Source organism: Streptomyces sp. NBC_00019 (assembly GCF_045041015.1).
In the GTDB taxonomy this organism is placed as follows: Bacteria; Actinomycetota; Actinomycetes; order Streptomycetales; family Streptomycetaceae; genus Streptomyces.
On record NZ_CP108302.1, the window covers coordinates 2,342,052 to 2,360,834 of the forward strand.

Here is an 18,783-nt window from a genome sequence, read left to right on the forward strand (position 1 = left end):
TCATCTCTCCGGCTCATCCATCCCCGTTGGCCACGTCCAGCACGCCCGGCAGCGCCTGGAGCAGCGCCTCCACCTCGTCGTCGCCGAGGTTCAGCGGCGGCATCAGCCGTACGACATCGGGGGCGGGCGCGTTCACCAGAAAACCGGCGTCCTGAGCCGCCTGCTGCGCCTGGGGCGCGAGCGGCTCGGTGAGCACGATACCCAGGAGGAGGCCGGAGCCCCGGACGTGGGAGATCAGCGGGTGCCCCAGTGCCTCGATTCCGTCGGACAGCGCGGCGCTCTGGCGCTTGACGTTCTCGAGCAGCCCCTCGTTCGCGATGGTGTCGAGCACGGCCAGTCCGGCGGCGCAGGCGACGGGGTTGCCGCCGAAGGTCGTGCCGTGGTGTCCGGGCTGGAGCAGTTCGGCGGCCCGGCCGAAGGCCACGGTCGCGCCGAGCGGCAGGCCGCCGCCGAGCTGCTTGGCGAGGGTGACGACGTCCGGCAGGACGCCCTCGTGGGCCTGGTACTCGAACCAGTGGCCGGTCCGGCCGATGCCGGTCTGCACCTCGTCCAGCACCAGCAGCGCACCCTTGGCCGCCGTGATCGCCCGGGCCGCCTTCAGGTAGCCGGCGGGCGGGACGATCACACCGTTCTCGCCCTGGATCGGCTCGATGACGACGAGGGCGGTCTCCTCGGTGACCGCGGCGGCCAGCGCCTGCGCGTCGCCGAACGGCACGTGCGTGACGTCGCCGGGCAGCGGCAGGAAGGGCTCCCGCTTGGCGGGCTGGCCGGTGAGGGCGAGGGCGCCCATGGTCCGGCCGTGGAAGCCGCCGCTGGTGGCGACCATGTGGGTCCGCCCGGTCAGTCGGCCGATCTTGAAGGCGGCCTCGTTGGCCTCGGCGCCGGAGTTGCAGAAGAAGACCTTGCCGTCCCGCCCGAAATGCTGGAGGAGCCGTTCGGCGAGGGCGACGGTGGGCTCGGCCATGAAGAAGTTGGAGATGTGGCCGATCGACGCGATCTGCTTGCTGACGGCCTCGACGATCGCCGGGTGGGCGTGGCCGAGCGCGTTGGTGGCGATGCCGCCGACGAAGTCGTAGTACTGCTTGCCCTCGGTGTCCCAGACCTTGAGGCCCGCACCGCGGACGAGGGGCAGCCGGGGGGTGCCGTAGTTGTTCATGAGCGAGCCCTGCCACCGCTGGGTGAGCTCTGCGTTGGTCGCGGTGCCGGTCATTCCCCATCCCCCTTGTCGTCGTCCGGCACGACCATCGTGCCGATGCCCTCGTCGGTGAAGATCTCCAGCAGGATCGAGTGCTGGACCCGCCCGTCGATGACCCGGGCCGTGGTGACGCCGCCTCGCACGGCGTGCAGACAGCCCTCCATCTTCGGGACCATGCCGGAGCTCAACTCCGGCAGCAGCTTCTCCAGTTGGGAAGCCGTGAGGCGGCTGATCACCTCGTCGCTGTTGGGCCAGTCCTCGTAGAGACCCTCGACGTCCGTGAGGACCATGAGGGTTTCGGCGCCCAGAGCAGCAGCGAGTGCCGCAGCCGCCGTATCAGCATTGACGTTGTAGACATGTCCGTCGTCCTGGCTACGGGCGATCGACGAGACGACCGGGATCCGGCCGTCGGCGAGCAGTGCCTCGATCGCGCCCGTGTCGATCGCGGTGATCTCGCCCACCCGCCCGATGTCGACCAACTCGCCGTCGATCTCGGGCTGGTGCTTGGTGGCGGTGATGGTGTGCGCGTCCTCGCCGGTGAGTCCCACGGCGAGCGGTCCGTGCTGGTTGAGGAGCCCGACGAGCTCGCGCTGGACCCGTCCGGCGAGCACCATCCGTACGACGTCCATGGCGTCCTCGGTGGTGACCCGGAGCCCGGCCTTGAACTCGCTGACGATGCCGGCCTGGTCGAGGGCGGCGCTGATCTGCGGGCCGCCGCCGTGCACGACGACCGGCTTGAGGCCGGCGTGGTGCAGGAAGACGACGTCCTGGGCGAAGGCGGCCTTCAGGTCCTCGTCGATCATGGCGTTGCCGCCGAACTTGATGACGACCGTCTTGCCGTTGTGCCGGACCAGCCAGGGCAGCGCCTCGATGAGGATCTGGGCCTTCGGCAGTGCCGTGTGCTTACGAGTAGTGCTCATGATGAGTACGCGCTGTTCTCGTGGACGTAGTCGGCGGTGAGGTCGTTGGTCCAGATGGTGGCGGTCTCGGAGCCTGCGGCCAGGTCGGCGACGATGTGCACCTCGCGGTAGCGCATGTCGACCTTGTCGCGGTCCTCGCCGACTCCGCCGTTCTTGCAGACCCAGACGCCGTTGATGGCGACGTTGAGCCGGTCCGGCTCGAAGGCGGCCTGCGTGGTGCCGATCGCGGAGAGCACACGGCCCCAGTTGGGGTCCTCGCCGTGGATGGCGCACTTGAGGAGGTTGTTGCGGGCGATGGAGCGGCCCACCTCGACGGCGTCGGCCTCGGTCGCGGCGTTGACCACCTCGACCTTGATGTCCTTGCTGGCCCCCTCGGCGTCCCGGATGAGCTGCTGTCCGAGGTCGTCGCAGACGGCCCGTACGGCCTCGGCGAACTCCTCGTAGGCCGGGGTGACTTCGGCGGCGCCGGAGGTGAGCAGCAGCACGGTGTCGTTGGTGGACATGCAGCCGTCGGAGTCGACGCGGTCGAAGGTGGTGTGCGTGGCGGCGCGCAGCGCCTTGTCCAGCACGTCGCTCTCGACGTCGGCGTCGGTGGTGAGGACGACGAGCATGGTGGCGAGGCCGGGGGCGAGCATGCCCGCGCCCTTGGCCATGCCGCCGACGGTCCAGCCGTCCTTGGTGACGACGGACGTCTTGTGGACGCTGTCGGTGGTCTTGATGGCGATGGCGGCCTTCTCACCGCCGTGTTCGCTGAGGGCCTCGGCGGCCGTGGCGACACCCGGCAGCAGCTTGTCCATGGGGAGCAGCACGCCGATCAGGCCGGTGGAGGCGACAGCCACCTCGCCCGCTCCGATGCCGAGGACGTCGGCGACCTTCTCGGCGGTGGCGTGCGTGTCCTGGAAGCCCTTGGGGCCCGTACAGGCGTTGGCGCCCCCGGAGTTGAGGACGACGGCCGTCAACTGGCCGGTCTTCAGGACCTGCTCGGACCACAGGACCGGGGCGGCCTTCACGCGGTTGGAGGTGAAGACGCCCGCGGCGGCGCGGCGCGGCCCGGTGTTGACCACGAGGGCCAGGTCCGGGTTGCCGTTCTCCTTGATCCCGGCGGCGATGCCCGCCGCCTGGAATCCCTTGGCTGCCGTGACGCTCACGGTGCGACTCCGATCGTGGAAAGCCCGGTGGACTCGTCGAGTCCGAGGGCGATGTTCATGCTCTGCAGGGCACCGCCCGCGGTGCCCTTGGTCAGGTTGTCGATGGCGCTGATGGCGATGATGCGGCCGGCGGCCTCGTCGTACGCGACCTGGATCTGAACGGCGTTGGAACCGTGGACGGACGCCGTGGCGGGCCACTGCCCCTCGGGGAGCAGGTGGACGAAGGGCTCGTCGGCGAAGGCCTTCTCGTAGGCGGCGCGGACGGACTCGGCGGTGACGCCGGGCTTCGCCTTCGCGCTGCACGTGGCGAGGATGCCGCGGGACATCGGTGCGAGGGTCGGCGTGAAGGAGACGGAGACCGGCTCCCCCGCCGCCCCGCTGAGGTTCTGGATCATCTCGGGCGTGTGCCGGTGGCCGCCGCCGACGCCGTACGGCGACATGGAGCCCATGACCTCGGAGCCCAGCAGATTGGTCTTGGGCGCCTTGCCTGCCCCGGAGGTCCCGGAGGCGGCGACGATCACGGCCTCGTTCTCGGCGAGTCCGGCGACGTACGCCGGGAAGAGTGCGAGCGAGACGGCGGTCGGGTAGCAACCGGGCACCGCGATGCGCTTGGACCCCTCCAGCGCGGCGCGGGCACCCGGCAGTTCGGGAAGGCCGTAGGGCCAGGTTCCGGCGTGCGGGGAGCCGTAGAACGTCTCCCAGTCGGCGGCGTCCTTCAGCCGGAAGTCGGCGCCCATGTCGACGACGAGGACGTCCGGGCCGAGCTGCTCGGCGACGGCGGCGGACTGGCCGTGGGGCAGGGCGAGGAAGACGACGTCATGACCGGCGAGGACGTCGGCCGTGGTCTCCTGGAGCACGCGGTCGGCCAGCGGCAGCAGATGCGGCTGGAGCGCGCCCAGCTTCTGCCCGGCATTCGAGTTGCCGGTCAGGGCGCCGATCTCGACCTCGGGGTGCGCCAGGAGCAGCCGCAGGACTTCGCCGCCCGCGTACCCACTCGCTCCGGCCACTGCCGCACGTACCGCCATGGAATCCTCCTCTTGGATGGCATGACTATACGTATCGATGCACGTTTATGCAATCCATGCAGGGGCGGGGCCGGAGCGATCTTTGCCCATGCCGCGGGGCTGCGTAACCTCGACCCGGTGATCGCCATGACACCGATAACCAGCTTGGACCTGACCGGCTTCACCGAGCGTGAGCCGGGGGTGTGGACCGACGCGGCGGGGCTCGTCCTGTCGGTCCACTTCTTCCCGCTGATCCCGGACCTGCCCGCCGCGCTGCACGAGCCGCAACGGCTCGGGGCGGGACTCGCCCAGCTCGTGGCCGGGGCCGGTGGCGGGCTGATCGAGGCGGTGCCCGGTTCCGTGGACGGCATCCCGGCGGTGCGCCAGCTGGTCAAGATGCCGCTGGGCAGCCGGCCCGGGCAGGCGTTCCTGGGCTCGTGGACCGTGCCGAGGGCAGGGTCCAGCACGGTCGTGAAGGTGCAGGCCGCCGAGGGTGCCACGACCGGGATGCGGGAAGCCATGATCATGGCGCAGGTGGGTCCGGCCGAGTACTTCCGGCCCCACCCCTACACGGAGGGACAGACGGGGGGCCTGCCGTATCACGTCGGTGACCACGAAGAGTGGGACGCCCGGTTTCCCGACCATCCGCTCACCCTCGTGCGCGCCGCCCTGCACCGGATCACGCCCACGATCAGCTTCGACGACCGCTTCAAGGCCCTGCCGCCGTTCGGCGGGCCGGGCGCCCCGCAGTCGCTCCCCCACCTGCCGCCGCCCGGGCGCGGCTGGTTCCGGCGCCGCAAGGACGCCTGAGGGACACGGGAGGCCCGGCGGGTGCGGGCCGGCGTCGCCCGCACCCGCCGGGATCCGCTAGCGCTGCCTGATCCGCAGGAAGGTGATCGAGTTCGCCGGGAAGGTGTAGGTGAACTCGCTCGCCACCCCGGTGAAGGTGGAGGTCACCGGTGCGACCGCGGTCGCGGCCTCCGTGTTGACCGCGTCCGGCGCGGCGGCCAGCGTGGTCACCTTCGCCTTGGACGCGACCTTGGCGCCGCCGAGGTCGACCGCCGTGCGGGCCGCCGTGGACTGGGCGTTGACGACCTTGACGATCAGGTCACCGGTCTTCTTGTCCTTGGTCACGACCTGACGGAACGGCTCGGCCGGCTTGTCGTCGGTGAAGCTGCCCCATTCCTGTCCGTCGAGGTACAGGGTGACCTGGCGGCCCCTCACCTTGATGTCGATGTCGTAGGCACGGCCCGTCTCGACCGACCCGGCCTTGGAGATCAGCGTCGACTTGCCGCCGTCCACGGCCTGCTCGACGGCGGACTGGGTGTTGTTCCAGCCGCCGAGGTTCCACCAGTAGTAGTTGCCGGTGTCCTTGACGCCGAAGGCGACGAGGAAGCCCTCCTTGCCGGACTTCTTGGTGGCCTTCACATGCAGGTCGTAGTCGTGCCAGTTGGTGTCGCCGGCCGAGACCATGGTGTTCTCGGCGGCCACGTCGGTCTGCACGTACTGCCCGTCCTGGACGCTCCAGCTGCCGCCGCCTGTATGGGTCCACTTCGAGGCGTCACCGGAGAAGTCGTCGCTCAGCAGGGAGTTGCCGTCGGCGTCCGTCACCTTCACGTCGTCGTACGCCGCCGTGGTCGCCCAGGTCGACAAGCCGACCGCGCCCGCGATGGGGCCCGTCAGCGACGGTGTCCCGGTCGCCGTGGAGGGCACCACGCGGTCGCCGACGTTGGTCATGAACAGTTTCTGGACCTCGTAGTTGGCGGAGTTCCAGGAGGCGTGGTTGTTGAACCAGACGAGGTCCGGCTGCCACTGGACGTAGTCCTCGTTGGCGAACAGGGGGGCGTACGAGGCGAGTTTGACGACGTCCGCGTTGCGTTCCAGGCCGGTCATGAAGGCCGCTTCGGCGAGACCGTTCTTGAAGGCGTTGCCCCAGGAGGCGTACTCGCCGAGGAAGACCTTCGGGCCGCTGCGGTCGTAGGAGTCGTAGCGGTCGTTGTTCTGAAGGAACCACTGCGGGCTGTTGTAGTAGTGCTCGTCGACCATGTCGACCTTGGCGTCCTTGTTCAGCTGCCAGGCCGTGTCGAAGATCGAACCGGCGTCGTCGGGGCCGGAGTTGGAGATGACGGTGATGTCCGGATACTTGGCCGCGATGGCGGCGCGGAACTCCTTGAACCGGGCGAAGAACTCGACCGGGAGGTTCTCCTCGTTGCCGACCTCGATGTGGGTGAGGTGGAAGGGCTTGGGGTGGCCCATCCGGGCGCGCTTCTTGCCCCAGGTCGAGGTGACCGGGCCGTTGGCGAACTCGATGAGGTCGAGGGTGTCCTGGATGTGCCGCTTGAGCAACGCCTCGTCGTCGACGGCCTGGTTCTGGCCGCAACCGGTCACCAGGGCGGGGACGACGGGCAGCGGCATGGCGCCGATGTCCTCGGAGAGGCGGAAGTACTCGTAGTAGCCGAGGCCGTAACTCTGGTTGTAGCCCCAGAAGTTGGAGTTGGTCGCGCGCTCCTCGACCGGGCCGATGGTGTCCTTCCACTGGTAGGAGCGCTTGCGCTGGTAGCCGGAGGCCTCGCTGTAGTCCTCCATCGAGCCGGTGTTGACCAGGCAGCCGCCGGGGAAGCGCACGAAGCCGGGCTGGAGGGCGGCGATCTTCTCGGCGAGATCCTTGCGCAGGCCGTTCGCCTGGTGCTTGTAGGTGTCGCGCGGGAAGAGGGAGACCATGTCGAGGGCGGCCGCGTCCGAGGAGGCGACGGTCAGACGGCCGTTGCTGCTGGTGCGGGTGGCGGTGAAGGTCGCCTTGTACTTGGCCCAGCCGCCCTTCGCGGCGACCTGGCGGGCGGTGGCGAGGCCCCCGTCGGCGTCCTGGAGCGAGACAGTGAGGGTCGTGCCGCTCTCGGCGCGGGCCCACACGGAGAAGTCGTACTTCTTGCCCTCCTCGACGTGGACACCGGTGTTGTAACCGGCGTTGGTCACGGTCGAACCGGCGGCCAGAGAGAGGTAGTTGCGGTTGCGCGCGTTGAGCCGGCCGTCGTCGTTCACGACCTGTCCGGCGCCGTCGACGGTCCAGGAGGTGAGGGGGGTGTACGAGCGGTTGTCGTCGGTCGAGTACTCGAAGGACCGGTTCTGGACGAGCTCGGCGTACAGGCCTCCGTCGGCGGCCCGGTTGATGTCCTCGAAGAAGACGCCGTACATCGTGTCGTCGATCTTCGCGCCCTTGGCGGTGGGGTCGACGGTGATGGCGTAGTCGGCGGCGTCCTCGGCATGGGCCGGGGCCGGAACGAGACCGGCCGTCACCAGGAACGCGGTGGCGGCGAGGCCGAATCTCCAGCGGGTGCGTGACATGGATACTCCGCGGCTCGATCGGGGGAGGTGTTCGAGATATCAGACGCTGATCAACACTTCGAACGGCAAGATAGGGAGGGGGATTCGCGAGGTCAACGGGTCGCGCGGTACCGAAAGTGTCGGAAGGGAGGAGCGGGTGGGCGGATTCTGGCCAGTACCGGAGGTACTGACGTATCTGGCCGGGAGTTGGCGGGTCGACCGTTCCGTGCGAGACCTGGCGAGCGGGGAGGCCGGGCACTTCTCGGGCACGACGGTTTTCGGCCCATGGGACGGCGAAGGGCTGCTGCATCAGGAATCCGGCACCTTCACCTGGCAGGGCGTCACCCGCCCCGCCGAGCGCACCCTGCGCTTCCTGCCCGGGACTTCGGCGGCCGAGGCCGAGGTGCGCTTCGGCGACGGCCGCTTCTTCCACGACCTGAACCTGACCACCGGCCACCACATCACCGACCACCCCTGCGCGGCGGACCTCTACCGCGGCGAGTTCACCGTCCTCGACGAACACCACTGGCGGACGGTCTGGCGGGTGGGCGGCCCCACCAAGGACCTCGTCCTCACGACCGAGTACGCACGCGGGACGCCCGACGCGCCACGCGGAGGCTGAGCACCGGGCTCACGGGCCACGGGCACGCATTCACGGCCCGGGGCGACGCCTACGAAGCCCAGGGCCACACCCACGAGGCCCGGGTCACGACCCCGAAGGCCGAGGCCACACTCACGACGCCTGGGTCCCCACCCGCGAGAGCCGGACCGGCGCCGCACCGAACAGGGACCGGACCCGCCCGCAAGGACCGGAACCACGCCCACAAGACCTGGCTACACGCCCACGATGGCCAGGCCGACACCACGCCGAACCAGGAGCCGGACCCACCCGCAAGGACCGGAACCACACCCGCAAGACCTGAGTTGCGCGCGAGGCCCGAGCGGACAAGCCATCACGCAGCGGTCAGGACCGCACCCGCGAGAACCGGAGCCACGCTCGCAAGGCCTGGCCACCCCCACGAGGCCCGAGCGGACAAGCCATCACGCAGCGGCCAGGACCGCACCCACGAGAACCGGAGCCGCGTCCGCGAGGGCTCGGGGCACGGCCCCATGCGTCGGGGTCACGCCCGCTGGGTTCACGCCCGTGACGGCTGGGCCTGGGTCCCGTCGAAGCGTAGGTTCCAGCGGCCCGCGTGGCCGGTGACGGTGGTCGTGGACAGGGGGCGGACGTCGATGTTCCAGTACGTCGACGGCGGCGCCTTGAGGGCGTACACCAGCGCGGCGCGGACCACCGAGGGCTCGGCGACGGCGACGATACGGCCGCCGTCGCCCACGGGCCGGGTGTCGAGCCAGCCGCCGACCCGGGAGACGAAGGCCAGCAGCGACTCACCGCCGTGCGGGATGCCGCGTGGGTCGGCGAGCCAGGCGTCCACCGCCTCCGGTTCGCGCGCCATCGCCTCGCCCAGCGTCAGCCCGCGCCAGCGGCCCATGTCGCAGTCCCGCAGGGCGAGTTGCACGAGCGGGGAATAGCCGAGCGCGTCCCCGGTCGCGCGACTGCGCGGAGTCGGTGAGCAGTAGCGCAGTTCCGCCGCGGCCAGCGGCAGCAGCTCCCCCGCGGCGCGCCGCACCTCGTCCCAGCCGGCCTGGTCGAGCGGCCGGTCGTCCTCGAAGCGCTCCGCGAGCAGCGGGGAGCTGCGGGCGGCGGCGACGAATGTGACCCGAAGTGACATGCGGCGATGGTGAGTGGAGAAAGTACGCAGGTCAAGAGGTGTTACCCGGGAGTTACGCAGGGTTGGTAAAACCTTACTGCAAGGTCAGGACCTGCCGGACAACTCACCCGAAACGAGGGGCCCTAGTAGAGGTGCGCCATCCACTGGTCCGGGTTCGCGAGCGGCGTGAAGCCGGCCTTCTCGTACACCCCGTGCGCGTCATGCGTGGCGAGCAGGATGCGGCGCAGCCCGTACGGCCGCAGCTCCTCGCGTACGACCTCGACGAGCGCGCTCCCGATCCCCTTGCCCCGCACGGACGGATCGACGTACACATCGCACAGCCACGCGAAAGTGGCCCGGTCGGTGATGATCCGGGCATACGCCACCTGCTCCCCCGAAGCCGTCTCATAGACCGCGAAGTTGAGCGAACCCTCGATCGCCCGGTCCTGCTTCTCCCGGGGGCGGCCGATCGCCCAGTACGCGTCGGTGGAGAGCCAGTGATGGACCCGGGCGGCGTCAATACGGTCGGGGTCGGTGGAGATCTCGTAGCCAGCGGCGAGGTCGGTCATGCCGGGATCTTCGCAGGGCCGACAGCGAGGGTCGAACGGTTTCCAGGGGCGTCGCGCGGGCGCTGGGTGGTCTTCCCCCTGACGCCTGACGCCTGACGCCTGACGCCCAGGCTCTTCGCCTCCGCCGAGTTCAGGTGCGGTATCGCCCCGATCGGCTAGAGCACCTCGTCCGCCGCCGCCCGCAACCGCCGTACCCCCTCCGCGATTTCCCCGACCCCCGCCACCGCCGCGAAGCTCAACCGCACATGCCCGGCCGGCGGCTCCGCGCTGAAGTACGGGCGGCCCGGGGTGATCGCGACCCCCGCGCGCAGGGCGGCCGCCGTCAGCGCGGCCTCTCTCCCGGAGCCGAAAGCCTGGGAGCTGCCCCCAGAACCGTCCGGCAGGCGCAGCCAGAGGTGGTAGCCGCCCGACGGGACGTGCGGGAGGGCGAGTTCGGGGAGGTGGAGGCCGAGCGCCGTGGTCATGGCGCCCCGGCGGGTCTTCAAGTCGGCGGAGATCGCCCGCAGATGGCGCGGCCAGGCGGCCGACCCCACGAGTTCCAGTGCCGCCTCCTGCAAGGGGCGGGGCACGAAGAAGGTGTCGACGACCTGGATCGCGCGCAGCCTTTCCAGCACCGGGCCCCGCGCGACGAGCGCGCACACCCGGAAGCTGGGCGAGGTCGCCTTGGTCAGCGAACACACGTGGACGACGACCCCGTCGGCGTCCTCGGCGGCCAGCGGGCGCGGCAGTTCGCCCGCGTCCGCGTGCACGAGCCGTCGTACGAAATCGTCCTCGACGACGAACGCGCCGGCCTCGCGCGCGATGCGCAGCACCTCGCCCCGGCGTTCGGGGGCGAGCACGGCACCGGTCGGGTTCTGGAACAGCGGCTGGCAGACGAACACCCGGGCGCCGGTGGCCCGGAAGGCGTCGGCCAGCAGCTCCGGCCTGACCCCGTCCGGGTCGACCGGGACGGGCACGGGCCGCAGCCCGGCCGCTCGGGCGATCGCCAGCATGCCGGGATAGGTGGGCGACTCGACGAGCACCGGGGCCCCGGGAGAGGCCAGCGCACGCAGCGCGATGGTCAGCGCCGACTGCCCGCCGGCGGCGATCAGCACCTCCGCCGCCGTGACGGAGCCGCCGATGCTCCGCGCGAACCACGAGCGCAGTTCCGTCAGCCCCTCCATGGGCGGCCGGCCCCAGGCGCCGGGACGGCGTGCGGCGCGGGAGAGCGCGGCGGCGAGTGCCTGCTCGGGCTGGAGCGAGGGGTGCAGGTAGCCGCCGGTGAACTCGATCACCTCGGGCGGCGGCTCGGTGAGGGAGACCAGGACACCGCTCGCGTCCACCGAGCGCGGCACGAGGTCGGTGGCGGCGTCCGCGCTCAGCGCCACCTCCTGCCAGGAGGTGTCCCCCACCGGTGCGACCGTCGTCCGCGGCACCGCCCGGAACACCCCGGCGCCGGGCCGGGTGACGACGAGCCCCTCGGCGGCCAGCTGCGCCAGCGCCCGGGAGACCGTCACCGGGCTCACCCGGTACTGCTCGACCAGAGCCCGGCTTGACGGGAGCTTTCCACCAGCAGAGTAGCGGTTCAGTTCACTTCTCAGTCGTTCCGCCAGCTCATCGACGCTGCTACGCTCTTGCATGAGAGTACAGAGTAGCGCTACTGACCCGATCACGATAGCGGTCGGCACCAAGCCGAACACCACTGCCGGCACCCTGGTGGCCGCCCTCGGTGTCGTCGCCTTCTCCCTCACCTTCCCCGCGACGGCATGGGGTCTGGAGGGCTTCGGGCCCTGGTCACTGGTCGGGGTGCGGAGCGTGCTCGCCGCGCTGATCGCCGGATCCTGTCTGCTGGCGCTGCGCGTTCCCGTTCCCGCCCGGCGCCACTGGGCGGGACTCGCGGTGGTCGCCGGCGGTGTCGTCGTCGGCTTCCCGATGCTCACCACTCTCGCGCTGCGGACCTCGACCACCTCCCACGCCGCCGTGGTGGTCGGTCTGCTTCCCCTCACCACCGCGCTGTTCTCCGCCCTGCGCATGGGTACCCGCCCGTCCCGTACCTTCTGGACGGCCGCCCTCGCGGGCGCGGCCGCGGTCCTCGCCTTCACCGTGCAGCAGAGCGGCGGCACCGTCACCTCCGCCGACCTGTATCTCTTCGGCGCCCTGCTGGTGTGCGCGGCCGGCTACACCGAGGGCGGCCGGCTGGCCAAGGTCATACCGGGCTGGCAGGTCGTCGGCTGGGCGCTGGTGCTGTGCCTGCCGTTCTCCGTGCCCGCGACCGTGGTGGCCCTGTCGTACGAACCCGTGCATCTCACCGCGCACAGCGTGACCGGACTGCTGTGGGTCGCGGCGGGCTCGCAGTTCCTCGGCCTGGTCGTCTGGTACCGGGGCATGGCGATGATCGGCATTCCCAAGGCCAGCCAGTTGCAGTTGGCCCAGCCCCTGCTCACACTGGTGTGGTCGGTGCTGCTGCTGGGTGAGCACCTGACGGTGGCCGCCCCACTGACGGCCGCGGCGGTGCTCGTCTGCATCGCCGTCACCCAGCGGGCGCGAGGCTGAGCGGCGCGCACGTGCCGGTCCCAACCGGGCCCCCGCGCCGTAAACTCAAGGCCACGGACCGCAGCTCCCGCACCTTCGTAAGGAGGACCCACAGATGCGTGCAACCGTGGGCGACCAGCTTGTGCAGCACGGCAGGGTGGTCGGACAGAACGACAAGATCGGCGAGATCGTCGAAGTGATGGGACAGGGGGGCACCCCCCCCTACCGCGTCCGCTTCGAGGACGGGCACGTGGGCGTGTGCTCACCCGGACCCGACTCCGAGATCCGGCACAAGGACACCGCGAACTAGGTCAGCGTGAAGGCCTCGCCGGCTGCTGGTAGTGGTCGGCGACCACGCGCGCCATCGCGCCGACGGGATCCGTCGACACCTCTTTGGCCGCGAAGAAGACATGCCCGCACAGCTCCGGGTGGTCCTTGGCGAGGGTGAGGTGCCGGGACAGTTCGGCGGGGTCCTGCCAGGCGGCCGGCTGGGCCGGGTCCCCCGCTTTGTAGAGGGCCTCGCCCAGATACAGCTTCGTCCTGCTCCCCCGCGCCACATCGGCCCACCAGGGCGCCAGTTTCGCGTAGTCGGCGGCGGCGAAGCCGATGTTCCAGTAGAGCTGTGGCACGAGGTAGTCGATCCAGCCCTCCCGGACCCACTTGCGGGTGTCCGCGTAGTTGTCGTCGTACGACTGCACGCCCGCCTGTGTGCTGGAGCCGAGCGGATCGGTGGCGGCGTTGCGCCACACCCCGAAGGGGCTGATGCCGAACCGGGTGGTGGGCCGGGTCTCCCGGATGCGGGCCGCGGTCTCCAGCACCAGTCGGTCGATGTTGTCCCGCCGCCAGTCGGCCCGGGTGGCGAAGCCGCCGCCGTACTGGTCGTAGGCCGCGTCGTCGTCGAAGGTCTGGCCCGCCACCGGGTACGGATAGAAGTAGTCGTCGAAGTGGACCGCGTCCACCGGGTACTTCTCCACCGCGTCCAGGATCGCGTCCTGCACGAAGGAGCGGACCTCGGGCAGCCCGGGGTTGTAGTAGAGCTTCCCGCCGTACGTCACCACCCACTCCGGGTTCCGGCGGGCGGGGTGGGAGGCGACCAGTTTCGTCGGGTCCGCCTGGAGGGAGATGCGGTACGGATTGAACCAGGCGTGCAGCTCCAGGCCCCGCTCGTGGGCCTCCCGCACGGCCGTGCCGAGCGGGTCCCAGCCGGGGGACTTGCCCTGGGTGCCGGTGAGGTACTGCGACCAGGGCTCGTACGGCGAGGGCCAGAGCGCGTCCGCGGTGGGCCGTACCTGGAGGATCACCGTGTTGAGACCGTCCGCCACCGCCTTGTCGAGGTGCGTGATCAACTCGGCGCGCTGCTGGGCGGCGGTCAGCCCGGTCCTGGAGGGCCAGTCGCGGTTGACCACACTGGCGATCCACACGCCCCGCATCTCGCGGACCTCGCGCGGCCGGCGGGCCGGTGCGGCCGACGCGGTGCCCGACGCCGTCGTGACCGTGGAAAGCAAGGCCAGCCCGAACGCCCGGCGTGACAAACGCCCCATCTGTACACCCCGAAACACGGCGGATCCGCCCGACCGCGGACCGTTCGCGCCCAGGATGCCCGACCCCGCCGATCGATCATCGATACTTTCCAGTAACGTGCACGAACGGAGCAGAGCATCTCCACAAAGAGATCCCTGCACAGTCCGTAGACCAGCGAAAGGGACGATGTGACCGACATCGAGCGCGTCGGAGTAGTGGGCTGCGGCCAGATGGGGGCCGGCATCGCCGAGGTCTGCGCCCGTTCCGGACTGGACGTGAAGGTCGCCGAGACCACCGGTGAAGCCCTGGAGATCGGCCGGACCCGGCTGTTCAACTCGCTGACGAAGGCCGCCGAACGCGGCAAGATCAGCGAGGAGGAGCGCGACGCGACCCTGGCTCGTCTGTCCTTCACCACCGACCTGGGCGAGTTCTCCGACCGCGATCTGGTGATCGAGGCCGTCGTCGAGAACGAGCAGGTGAAGACCGAGATCTTCCAGGTGCTCGACCAGGTCATGACGCGCCCGGACGCCATCCTCGCCTCCAACACCTCCTCCATCCCCCTGGTGAAGCTGGCGGTCGCCACCTCGCGCCCCGACCACGTCATCGGCATCCACTTCTTCAACCCGGCCCCGGTGCAGAAGCTCGTCGAGCTGATCCCGGCGCTCACCACGTCCGAGGGCACGATCAGCCGCGCCCAGGCCTTCGCCGAGAAGCTGCTCGGCAAGCACGCGATCCGCGCCCAGGACCGCTCCGGGTTCGTGGTCAACGCGCTGCTCGTGCCGTATCTGCTCTCCGCCATCCGGATGTTCGAGTCGGGCATCGCGGGCCGCGAGGACATCGACAACGGCATGGAGATGGGCTGCGCCCACCCGATGGGCCCGCTGAGGCTGTCCGACCTGATCGGTCTGGACACGATCGTCTCCATCGCCAATTCGATGTACGACGAGTACAAGGAACCGCTCTACGCCGCTCCCCCACTGCTCCAGCGCATGGTCGACGCCGGCCGCCTGGGCCGCAAGAGCGGTTCCGGCTTCTACACCTACGGCTGACAGCGTCGCCTGACATCTCCAGGCCGTGTGCACAGTGCCCGTTACAGGGTGCTGATTACACAGTGCGACGAACACGGGCCCGGCACTCTTCGGAGCGCCGGGCCCGCCGTATTCACACACCGTGTGCGCGCCGGGCCCGCATATGCCCGTCGCACACGCTCCCCACGCGTCCACCAGGCGAGTTGACTCTTCATGCGCATGCAAGGGATGTGACGACTACGGAAAGGAGCGGACTCGTGACCGCCGACCCGGAGCATCCCGTGGTCCATGGAGAACTCGCAGAGTTACGCCGCCGACTCGATGTCGCGTACGCGCGCGTCGAGGGAGGGCTCGCTCTGCTCAGCCATCGCACGGAGGAGACGGACAAGGAACTGGACGACCTCAGCGCACGCCTCGTCGTACTGGAGCACGCCCGTTGGCCGCTGCCCGCCGTCGCGGCCGTCACGGCCGTGGGCGCGCTGATCGCGACGGTCTGGCAGGCCATCGGACACTAGGGCGCGGGACGCGGTGGGGGGATTCAGGGCAAGGCGTCCTGCCCGAGCCTGAGATGGTGCAGCAGGAGTAACGCGGCCGCCATGTTGGCGGCCGGGACCTCCCCTCGGGCGACCATGTCGGGGACGAGCTTGAGGGGGACCCATTCCCGGCGGTCCGACTCGAAGTCGTCCACGGGGTGTCCGACGTACTCACCCTCCTCGGCCCAGTAGATGTGGTGCCGGGCGTCGGTGAGTCCGTTGGACGGTTCCACGCTCATGAGGTGGTGCAGAGGTCCCGGTCGCCAGCCGGTCTCTTCCTCGAGTTCCCTGGCGGCCGCGCACACGATGTCCTCGCCGTCCTCGACGACGCCCGCGGCCAGTTCCCACCCCCAACTGTCGGTGATGAAGCGGTGGCGCCATAGAAGGAGGACCTCATTGGCCTCGTTCACCACCGTGGCCACGGCGACGGGCCGCAGTCGTATCAAAAAGTGATCGAGGTGCCGACCGTCCGGCAGCTCGACATCCGCGAGGTTGACGCTGAACCAGCGGTTTTCATACACAGTTTGTTCGTTCTGTTTCGTCCACTGCACGGTTCTGCCACCTTCCGCTGAGTAAGTGGCAATATCGCAGCAGGAGCAGTTCGGCAGCAGACGCAGAACGACCTCTCACAGCTGCGGCGCAGTGTGTTGACAGGGATTTACAACGGTACGCGCAGAGCTCCGTCGATGAGTTCGGCTGCCTCGGAGGTGCCCGCGCAGCCGCTGCGGACCAGGTGTTCGCGTACCGCGCGGAGTCTGTCGCGCAGGCGTTGGGACTCCATTCCGCGGGCCTGTTCGGCCATCTGCACCGCGGTGGCCACCGCCTTGTCGGCGTTGCCCTGACGCAGCTCGATCGTGCTGAGCATCGCGAGCCGGTGCACCCGGCCCCGGTCATGGGCCGGATTGTCGACGGCCACCGAGGCATGCTCGCGCGCCGCCACCAGCTCGCCGAGGCTGAGCAGCGCCTCCGCCACCTGGACATTGACCAACCCCGGCTGGACATAGCCGGTTTCGTCGGGTTCGTATCCACGCCGGATGCGTTCGGCGGCCTGCTCGGCACGCCGGATGCAGGACAGCGCGCTCGTGCCGTCGCCGAGGTGCGCGTACGCCTTCGCCTGCATCGCGTACAGGTCGGAGGCGAGCGCGGGGGTGATGTGCCGGCCCGCGGCACGCAGCGCGGCCTCCGCGAAGGCGACGGCCTGCCGGTTCTCCCGCATGAACAGCGACTGGTTGACGAGGAGCGCGATCACATAGGCGCCAAGTCCTCTGTCCCCGCTGGCCTTCGCCAGGCGCAGCGCCTGATGGAAGTACCGCTGGGCGAGGCCGTGCGCGTCGGAGTCATAGGCGCAGATCCCGGCGACGGCCACCAACCCTCCCGTGGCCCGGTGCAGTTGACGGCCGGTCTCGTCGGTGTAGCTGCCGCGCAGCAGCGGGGCGGCCTCGGCGTTGAGGAAGCCGACGATCCGGGTGCGGGTCGCGATGCCGCCGGCCTTCCGGTACATCTGCTCGTAGTGCGTACGGGCGGCGCGCAGCATCTCCAGGTCGCCGGCGGTGACCCGGTGCCGCCCGCCACGCGACACATCGACGTCCTCGGGCGGGTTCTCCCACTCCCACACCGGCATGACGGCGGGTGTGCCGGTGACCGCGGGGGCGCCCAGTATGTGCGGCCGCTGCTGCTCGTCGGAGCGCCACAGGGCGGTGGCCCGCTCCACGAACCCGGACAGCGAGGTGCCGTGCGGGGCGGAGGGCTCACCGGGGACACCGAGGCCGATGTCGTCGAGGCTGACCGTGCGGTGCAGCCGGGCGGCGAGCACCTCGCAGATCAGGTCGGGCACCTGACCGCGGGGGCGCTGGCCCTTCAACCACCGTGCTACGGCGGTGTGTTCGTACCGGAGCGCGAGCCCGCGCGCACGTCCGGCCTGGTTCACGTGCGCGGCCAACCCCGCGTGCGAGATTCCCGCTTCGTCCAGGATCGCGTCGAGCAGAGTGTTGGGCTGCATATATGCCCCCCGGATGGCTCGGTGCCGTCAGAGTAGTGGGTGTGGCTTCACACGGGGTGTGAACGGAGTGCTCGAATCCGTAGCGTGCGCGCACTGTCGCGGAGAGTTTCCAGCCGGTTGACTGAAATGCCTCGCAAGAGGCCGGCCGGGCCGCCGGCTCCCCCTCGTACAGTGCGGCGGCCCGAATCCGCGCCGTCCGCCCAGCTGCCTGCCCGACACTCCGTGGCGGGGCGGACGGCAGCCGCCGGCTTGACCGAGCGACTGAACGCCGTTGTGCTCAAAGGGGCGTTGTCGGCTGCGGGCTCGTCGTGGCTGGTCGCGCAGTTCCCCGCGCCCCTGAGGTCCGATGGAGTTGCCGGTCGTTTCGCAGTACGAGTAGAGCGATGTCGTCCGTCGGGGCTCCCCCCGCGTGGCGCAGCAGACCCGCGAAGACCGAGCCCAGTACCGCCTGGGGGTTCTCGCCCGCGGCCTTTGCCAGTGCCCCCGGCAGGGAGAAGAACCGGCCATGAGCGTCTCTGGCGTCCTCCGCTCCGTCCGTGTGGAGGACCAGGGTCTCGCCGGGGAGGAGGTAACCGCATTGCATGGGCGGCAGTTCGGGCGGGAGCGGGAACGGCCCGAGCGGAGGGAGGGGATCCGCTCGGGTCAGGGGGTCCACTCGTGCGCCGCTCAGCAGGTACGGCCACGGGTGGCCGCAGTTCAGTGCGCATACGTCGCCGTCCCGGCCGATCTCCAGGAGCAGTACGGTGACGAACTCCTCGGCGACCGGGTCGTCGTCCCGGGCCCGCTCGCGCAGATGTCTGCCCAGCGCGCGCTCCAACCGGCGCAGCACACCGCCGAGTTCGGGCTCGTCATGGACCGCCTCGCGGAAGCTGCCGAGTACGGCGGCGACGGTACCGAGAGCGGCGAGGCCATGCCCACGGACGTCGCCCATGACGACCCGTACGCCGTGCTCGGTGGCGATCACCTCGTACAGGTCACCGCCGACAGAGGCACCGCGGTCCGCGGAGAGCTGGGCGGCGGCGATGTCCAGCCCCTCGACGCGCGGCGGGAGCGGTCGCAGCAGGGCACTCTGCGCGGCACCGGCGACCTGCCGGATCTGCCGGAGTTCGCGCAGCAGCGCATGCCGGACGTGAAGTATCAGCCCGGTGCCGACGGCGAAGAACACGGCACTGGTCGCGAGGCGTGCTTCGAAGCCGGTCTGCTGGGCGAGCGGGCAGGTCAGCTTGTACGTGACCGCCACGGCCCCCCACGCGGTGGGTAACCCCAGCGAGAGCACCCTGCGGGGAACCCGACCCCTGATACGGATCATGCCGATGGCCCCCCAA

At 70.2% G+C, this 18,783-nt stretch carries 18 protein-coding genes; 6 read left to right on the forward strand and 12 right to left on the reverse strand.

Features of this window, described 5'->3' with window-relative positions; translation table 11 throughout:
- Positions 1-13: 13 nt before the first annotated feature.
- Genes OHU89_RS11285 through argC form a run of 4 tightly spaced genes read right to left on the reverse strand, consistent with a single transcriptional unit; the run spans position 14 to position 4,288 of the window.
- Positions 14-1,210: an acetylornithine transaminase gene (locus OHU89_RS11285; RefSeq protein WP_405642100.1), complete on the reverse strand. Its 1,197-nt coding sequence runs from the start codon at positions 1,208-1,210 to the stop codon at positions 14-16.
- A complete protein-coding gene (argB, locus tag OHU89_RS11290) occupies positions 1,207-2,115 on the reverse strand; it encodes an acetylglutamate kinase (protein ID WP_266894858.1) in 909 nt (302 codons plus the stop codon). The genes OHU89_RS11285 and argB overlap by 4 nt, the downstream gene beginning before the upstream one ends.
- On the reverse strand, positions 2,112-3,263 hold the full coding sequence (argJ, locus tag OHU89_RS11295) for a bifunctional glutamate N-acetyltransferase/amino-acid acetyltransferase ArgJ (protein ID WP_405642103.1): 1,152 nt from the start codon (positions 3,261-3,263) through the stop codon (positions 2,112-2,114). Before argJ ends, argB begins: the two co-directional genes overlap by 4 nt.
- Positions 3,260-4,288 (reverse strand): N-acetyl-gamma-glutamyl-phosphate reductase, encoded by a 1,029-nt coding sequence (argC, locus tag OHU89_RS11300; protein ID WP_405642105.1) that lies wholly within the window; start codon positions 4,286-4,288, stop codon positions 3,260-3,262. Before argC ends, argJ begins: the two co-directional genes overlap by 4 nt.
- A gap of 126 nt (positions 4,289-4,414) precedes the next feature.
- Here argC and OHU89_RS11305 point away from each other — a divergent pair, with 126 nt between their 5' ends.
- Positions 4,415-5,077: a hypothetical protein gene (locus OHU89_RS11305; protein ID WP_405642106.1), complete on the forward strand. Its 663-nt coding sequence runs from the start codon at positions 4,415-4,417 to the stop codon at positions 5,075-5,077.
- A 57-nt stretch (positions 5,078-5,134) separates the two neighbouring features.
- Here the strand turns inward: OHU89_RS11305 and OHU89_RS11310 are convergent, their stop codons facing one another.
- Positions 5,135-7,609 (reverse strand): alpha-L-arabinofuranosidase C-terminal domain-containing protein, encoded by a 2,475-nt coding sequence (locus tag OHU89_RS11310; RefSeq protein WP_405642108.1) that lies wholly within the window; start codon positions 7,607-7,609, stop codon positions 5,135-5,137.
- 136 nt (positions 7,610-7,745) lie between these two features.
- Here OHU89_RS11310 and OHU89_RS11315 point away from each other — a divergent pair, with 136 nt between their 5' ends.
- Positions 7,746-8,210, forward strand: a complete 465-nt coding sequence (locus tag OHU89_RS11315) for a DUF6314 family protein (RefSeq protein ID WP_405642110.1) — start codon at positions 7,746-7,748, stop codon at positions 8,208-8,210.
- A 514-nt stretch (positions 8,211-8,724) separates the two neighbouring features.
- On the opposite strand, the gene OHU89_RS11320 is transcribed toward OHU89_RS11315, so the two are convergent.
- From OHU89_RS11320 to OHU89_RS11330, 3 genes are all read right to left on the reverse strand, one after another.
- On the reverse strand, positions 8,725-9,318 hold the full coding sequence (locus OHU89_RS11320) for a histidine phosphatase family protein (protein ID WP_405642112.1): 594 nt from the start codon (positions 9,316-9,318) through the stop codon (positions 8,725-8,727).
- Between the two features lie 122 nt (positions 9,319-9,440).
- The gene (locus tag OHU89_RS11325) at positions 9,441-9,866 is read right to left on the reverse strand and encodes a GNAT family N-acetyltransferase (protein WP_405642113.1); all 426 of its coding nucleotides are present in this window, start codon (positions 9,864-9,866) and stop codon (positions 9,441-9,443) included.
- 155 nt (positions 9,867-10,021) lie between these two features.
- A complete protein-coding gene (locus OHU89_RS11330) occupies positions 10,022-11,485 on the reverse strand; it encodes a PLP-dependent aminotransferase family protein (protein ID WP_405642115.1) in 1,464 nt (487 codons plus the stop codon).
- Between OHU89_RS11330 and OHU89_RS11335 the strand changes: the two genes are divergently transcribed.
- Both OHU89_RS11335 and OHU89_RS11340 read left to right on the forward strand, forming a co-directional pair.
- Complete coding sequence (locus tag OHU89_RS11335) at positions 11,484-12,398, forward strand: DMT family transporter (RefSeq protein WP_405642116.1); 915 nt, start codon at positions 11,484-11,486, stop codon at positions 12,396-12,398. The genes OHU89_RS11330 and OHU89_RS11335 overlap by 2 nt on opposite strands.
- Before the next feature lie 94 nt (positions 12,399-12,492).
- Positions 12,493-12,687: a DUF1918 domain-containing protein gene (locus OHU89_RS11340; RefSeq protein WP_405642118.1), complete on the forward strand. Its 195-nt coding sequence runs from the start codon at positions 12,493-12,495 to the stop codon at positions 12,685-12,687.
- Between the two features lies 1 nt (position 12,688).
- On the opposite strand, the gene OHU89_RS11345 is transcribed toward OHU89_RS11340, so the two are convergent.
- Entirely contained in the window at positions 12,689-13,918 is a 1,230-nt protein-coding gene (locus OHU89_RS11345) for a glycoside hydrolase family 10 protein (RefSeq protein WP_405642120.1), read from the reverse strand.
- Positions 13,919-14,086: 168 nt separating this feature from the next.
- On the opposite strand from OHU89_RS11345, the gene OHU89_RS11350 reads away from it, so the two are divergent.
- Positions 14,087-14,947 carry a 3-hydroxybutyryl-CoA dehydrogenase gene (locus OHU89_RS11350; RefSeq protein WP_266894802.1) on the forward strand — a complete coding sequence of 287 codons (861 nt, stop codon included), beginning with the start codon at positions 14,087-14,089 and terminating at the stop codon, positions 14,945-14,947.
- Positions 14,948-15,183: 236 nt separating this feature from the next.
- Positions 15,184-15,441, forward strand: coding sequence for a hypothetical protein (locus tag OHU89_RS11355; RefSeq protein ID WP_266894800.1), 258 nt, complete (start codon positions 15,184-15,186; stop codon positions 15,439-15,441).
- A 23-nt stretch (positions 15,442-15,464) separates the two neighbouring features.
- On the opposite strand, the gene OHU89_RS11360 is transcribed toward OHU89_RS11355, so the two are convergent.
- The 3 genes from OHU89_RS11360 to OHU89_RS11370 all read right to left on the reverse strand — a co-directional run bounded on the left by OHU89_RS11360 (position 15,465) and on the right by OHU89_RS11370 (position 18,767).
- Entirely contained in the window at positions 15,465-16,010 is a 546-nt protein-coding gene (locus tag OHU89_RS11360) for an NUDIX hydrolase (RefSeq protein ID WP_384173930.1), read from the reverse strand.
- A 107-nt stretch (positions 16,011-16,117) separates the two neighbouring features.
- On the reverse strand, positions 16,118-17,458 hold the full coding sequence (locus OHU89_RS11365) for a transcriptional regulator (protein ID WP_266833363.1): 1,341 nt from the start codon (positions 17,456-17,458) through the stop codon (positions 16,118-16,120).
- Between the two features lie 277 nt (positions 17,459-17,735).
- Entirely contained in the window at positions 17,736-18,767 is a 1,032-nt protein-coding gene (locus OHU89_RS11370) for a PP2C family protein-serine/threonine phosphatase (RefSeq protein ID WP_405642123.1), read from the reverse strand.
- Positions 18,768-18,783: the final 16 nt, after the last annotated feature.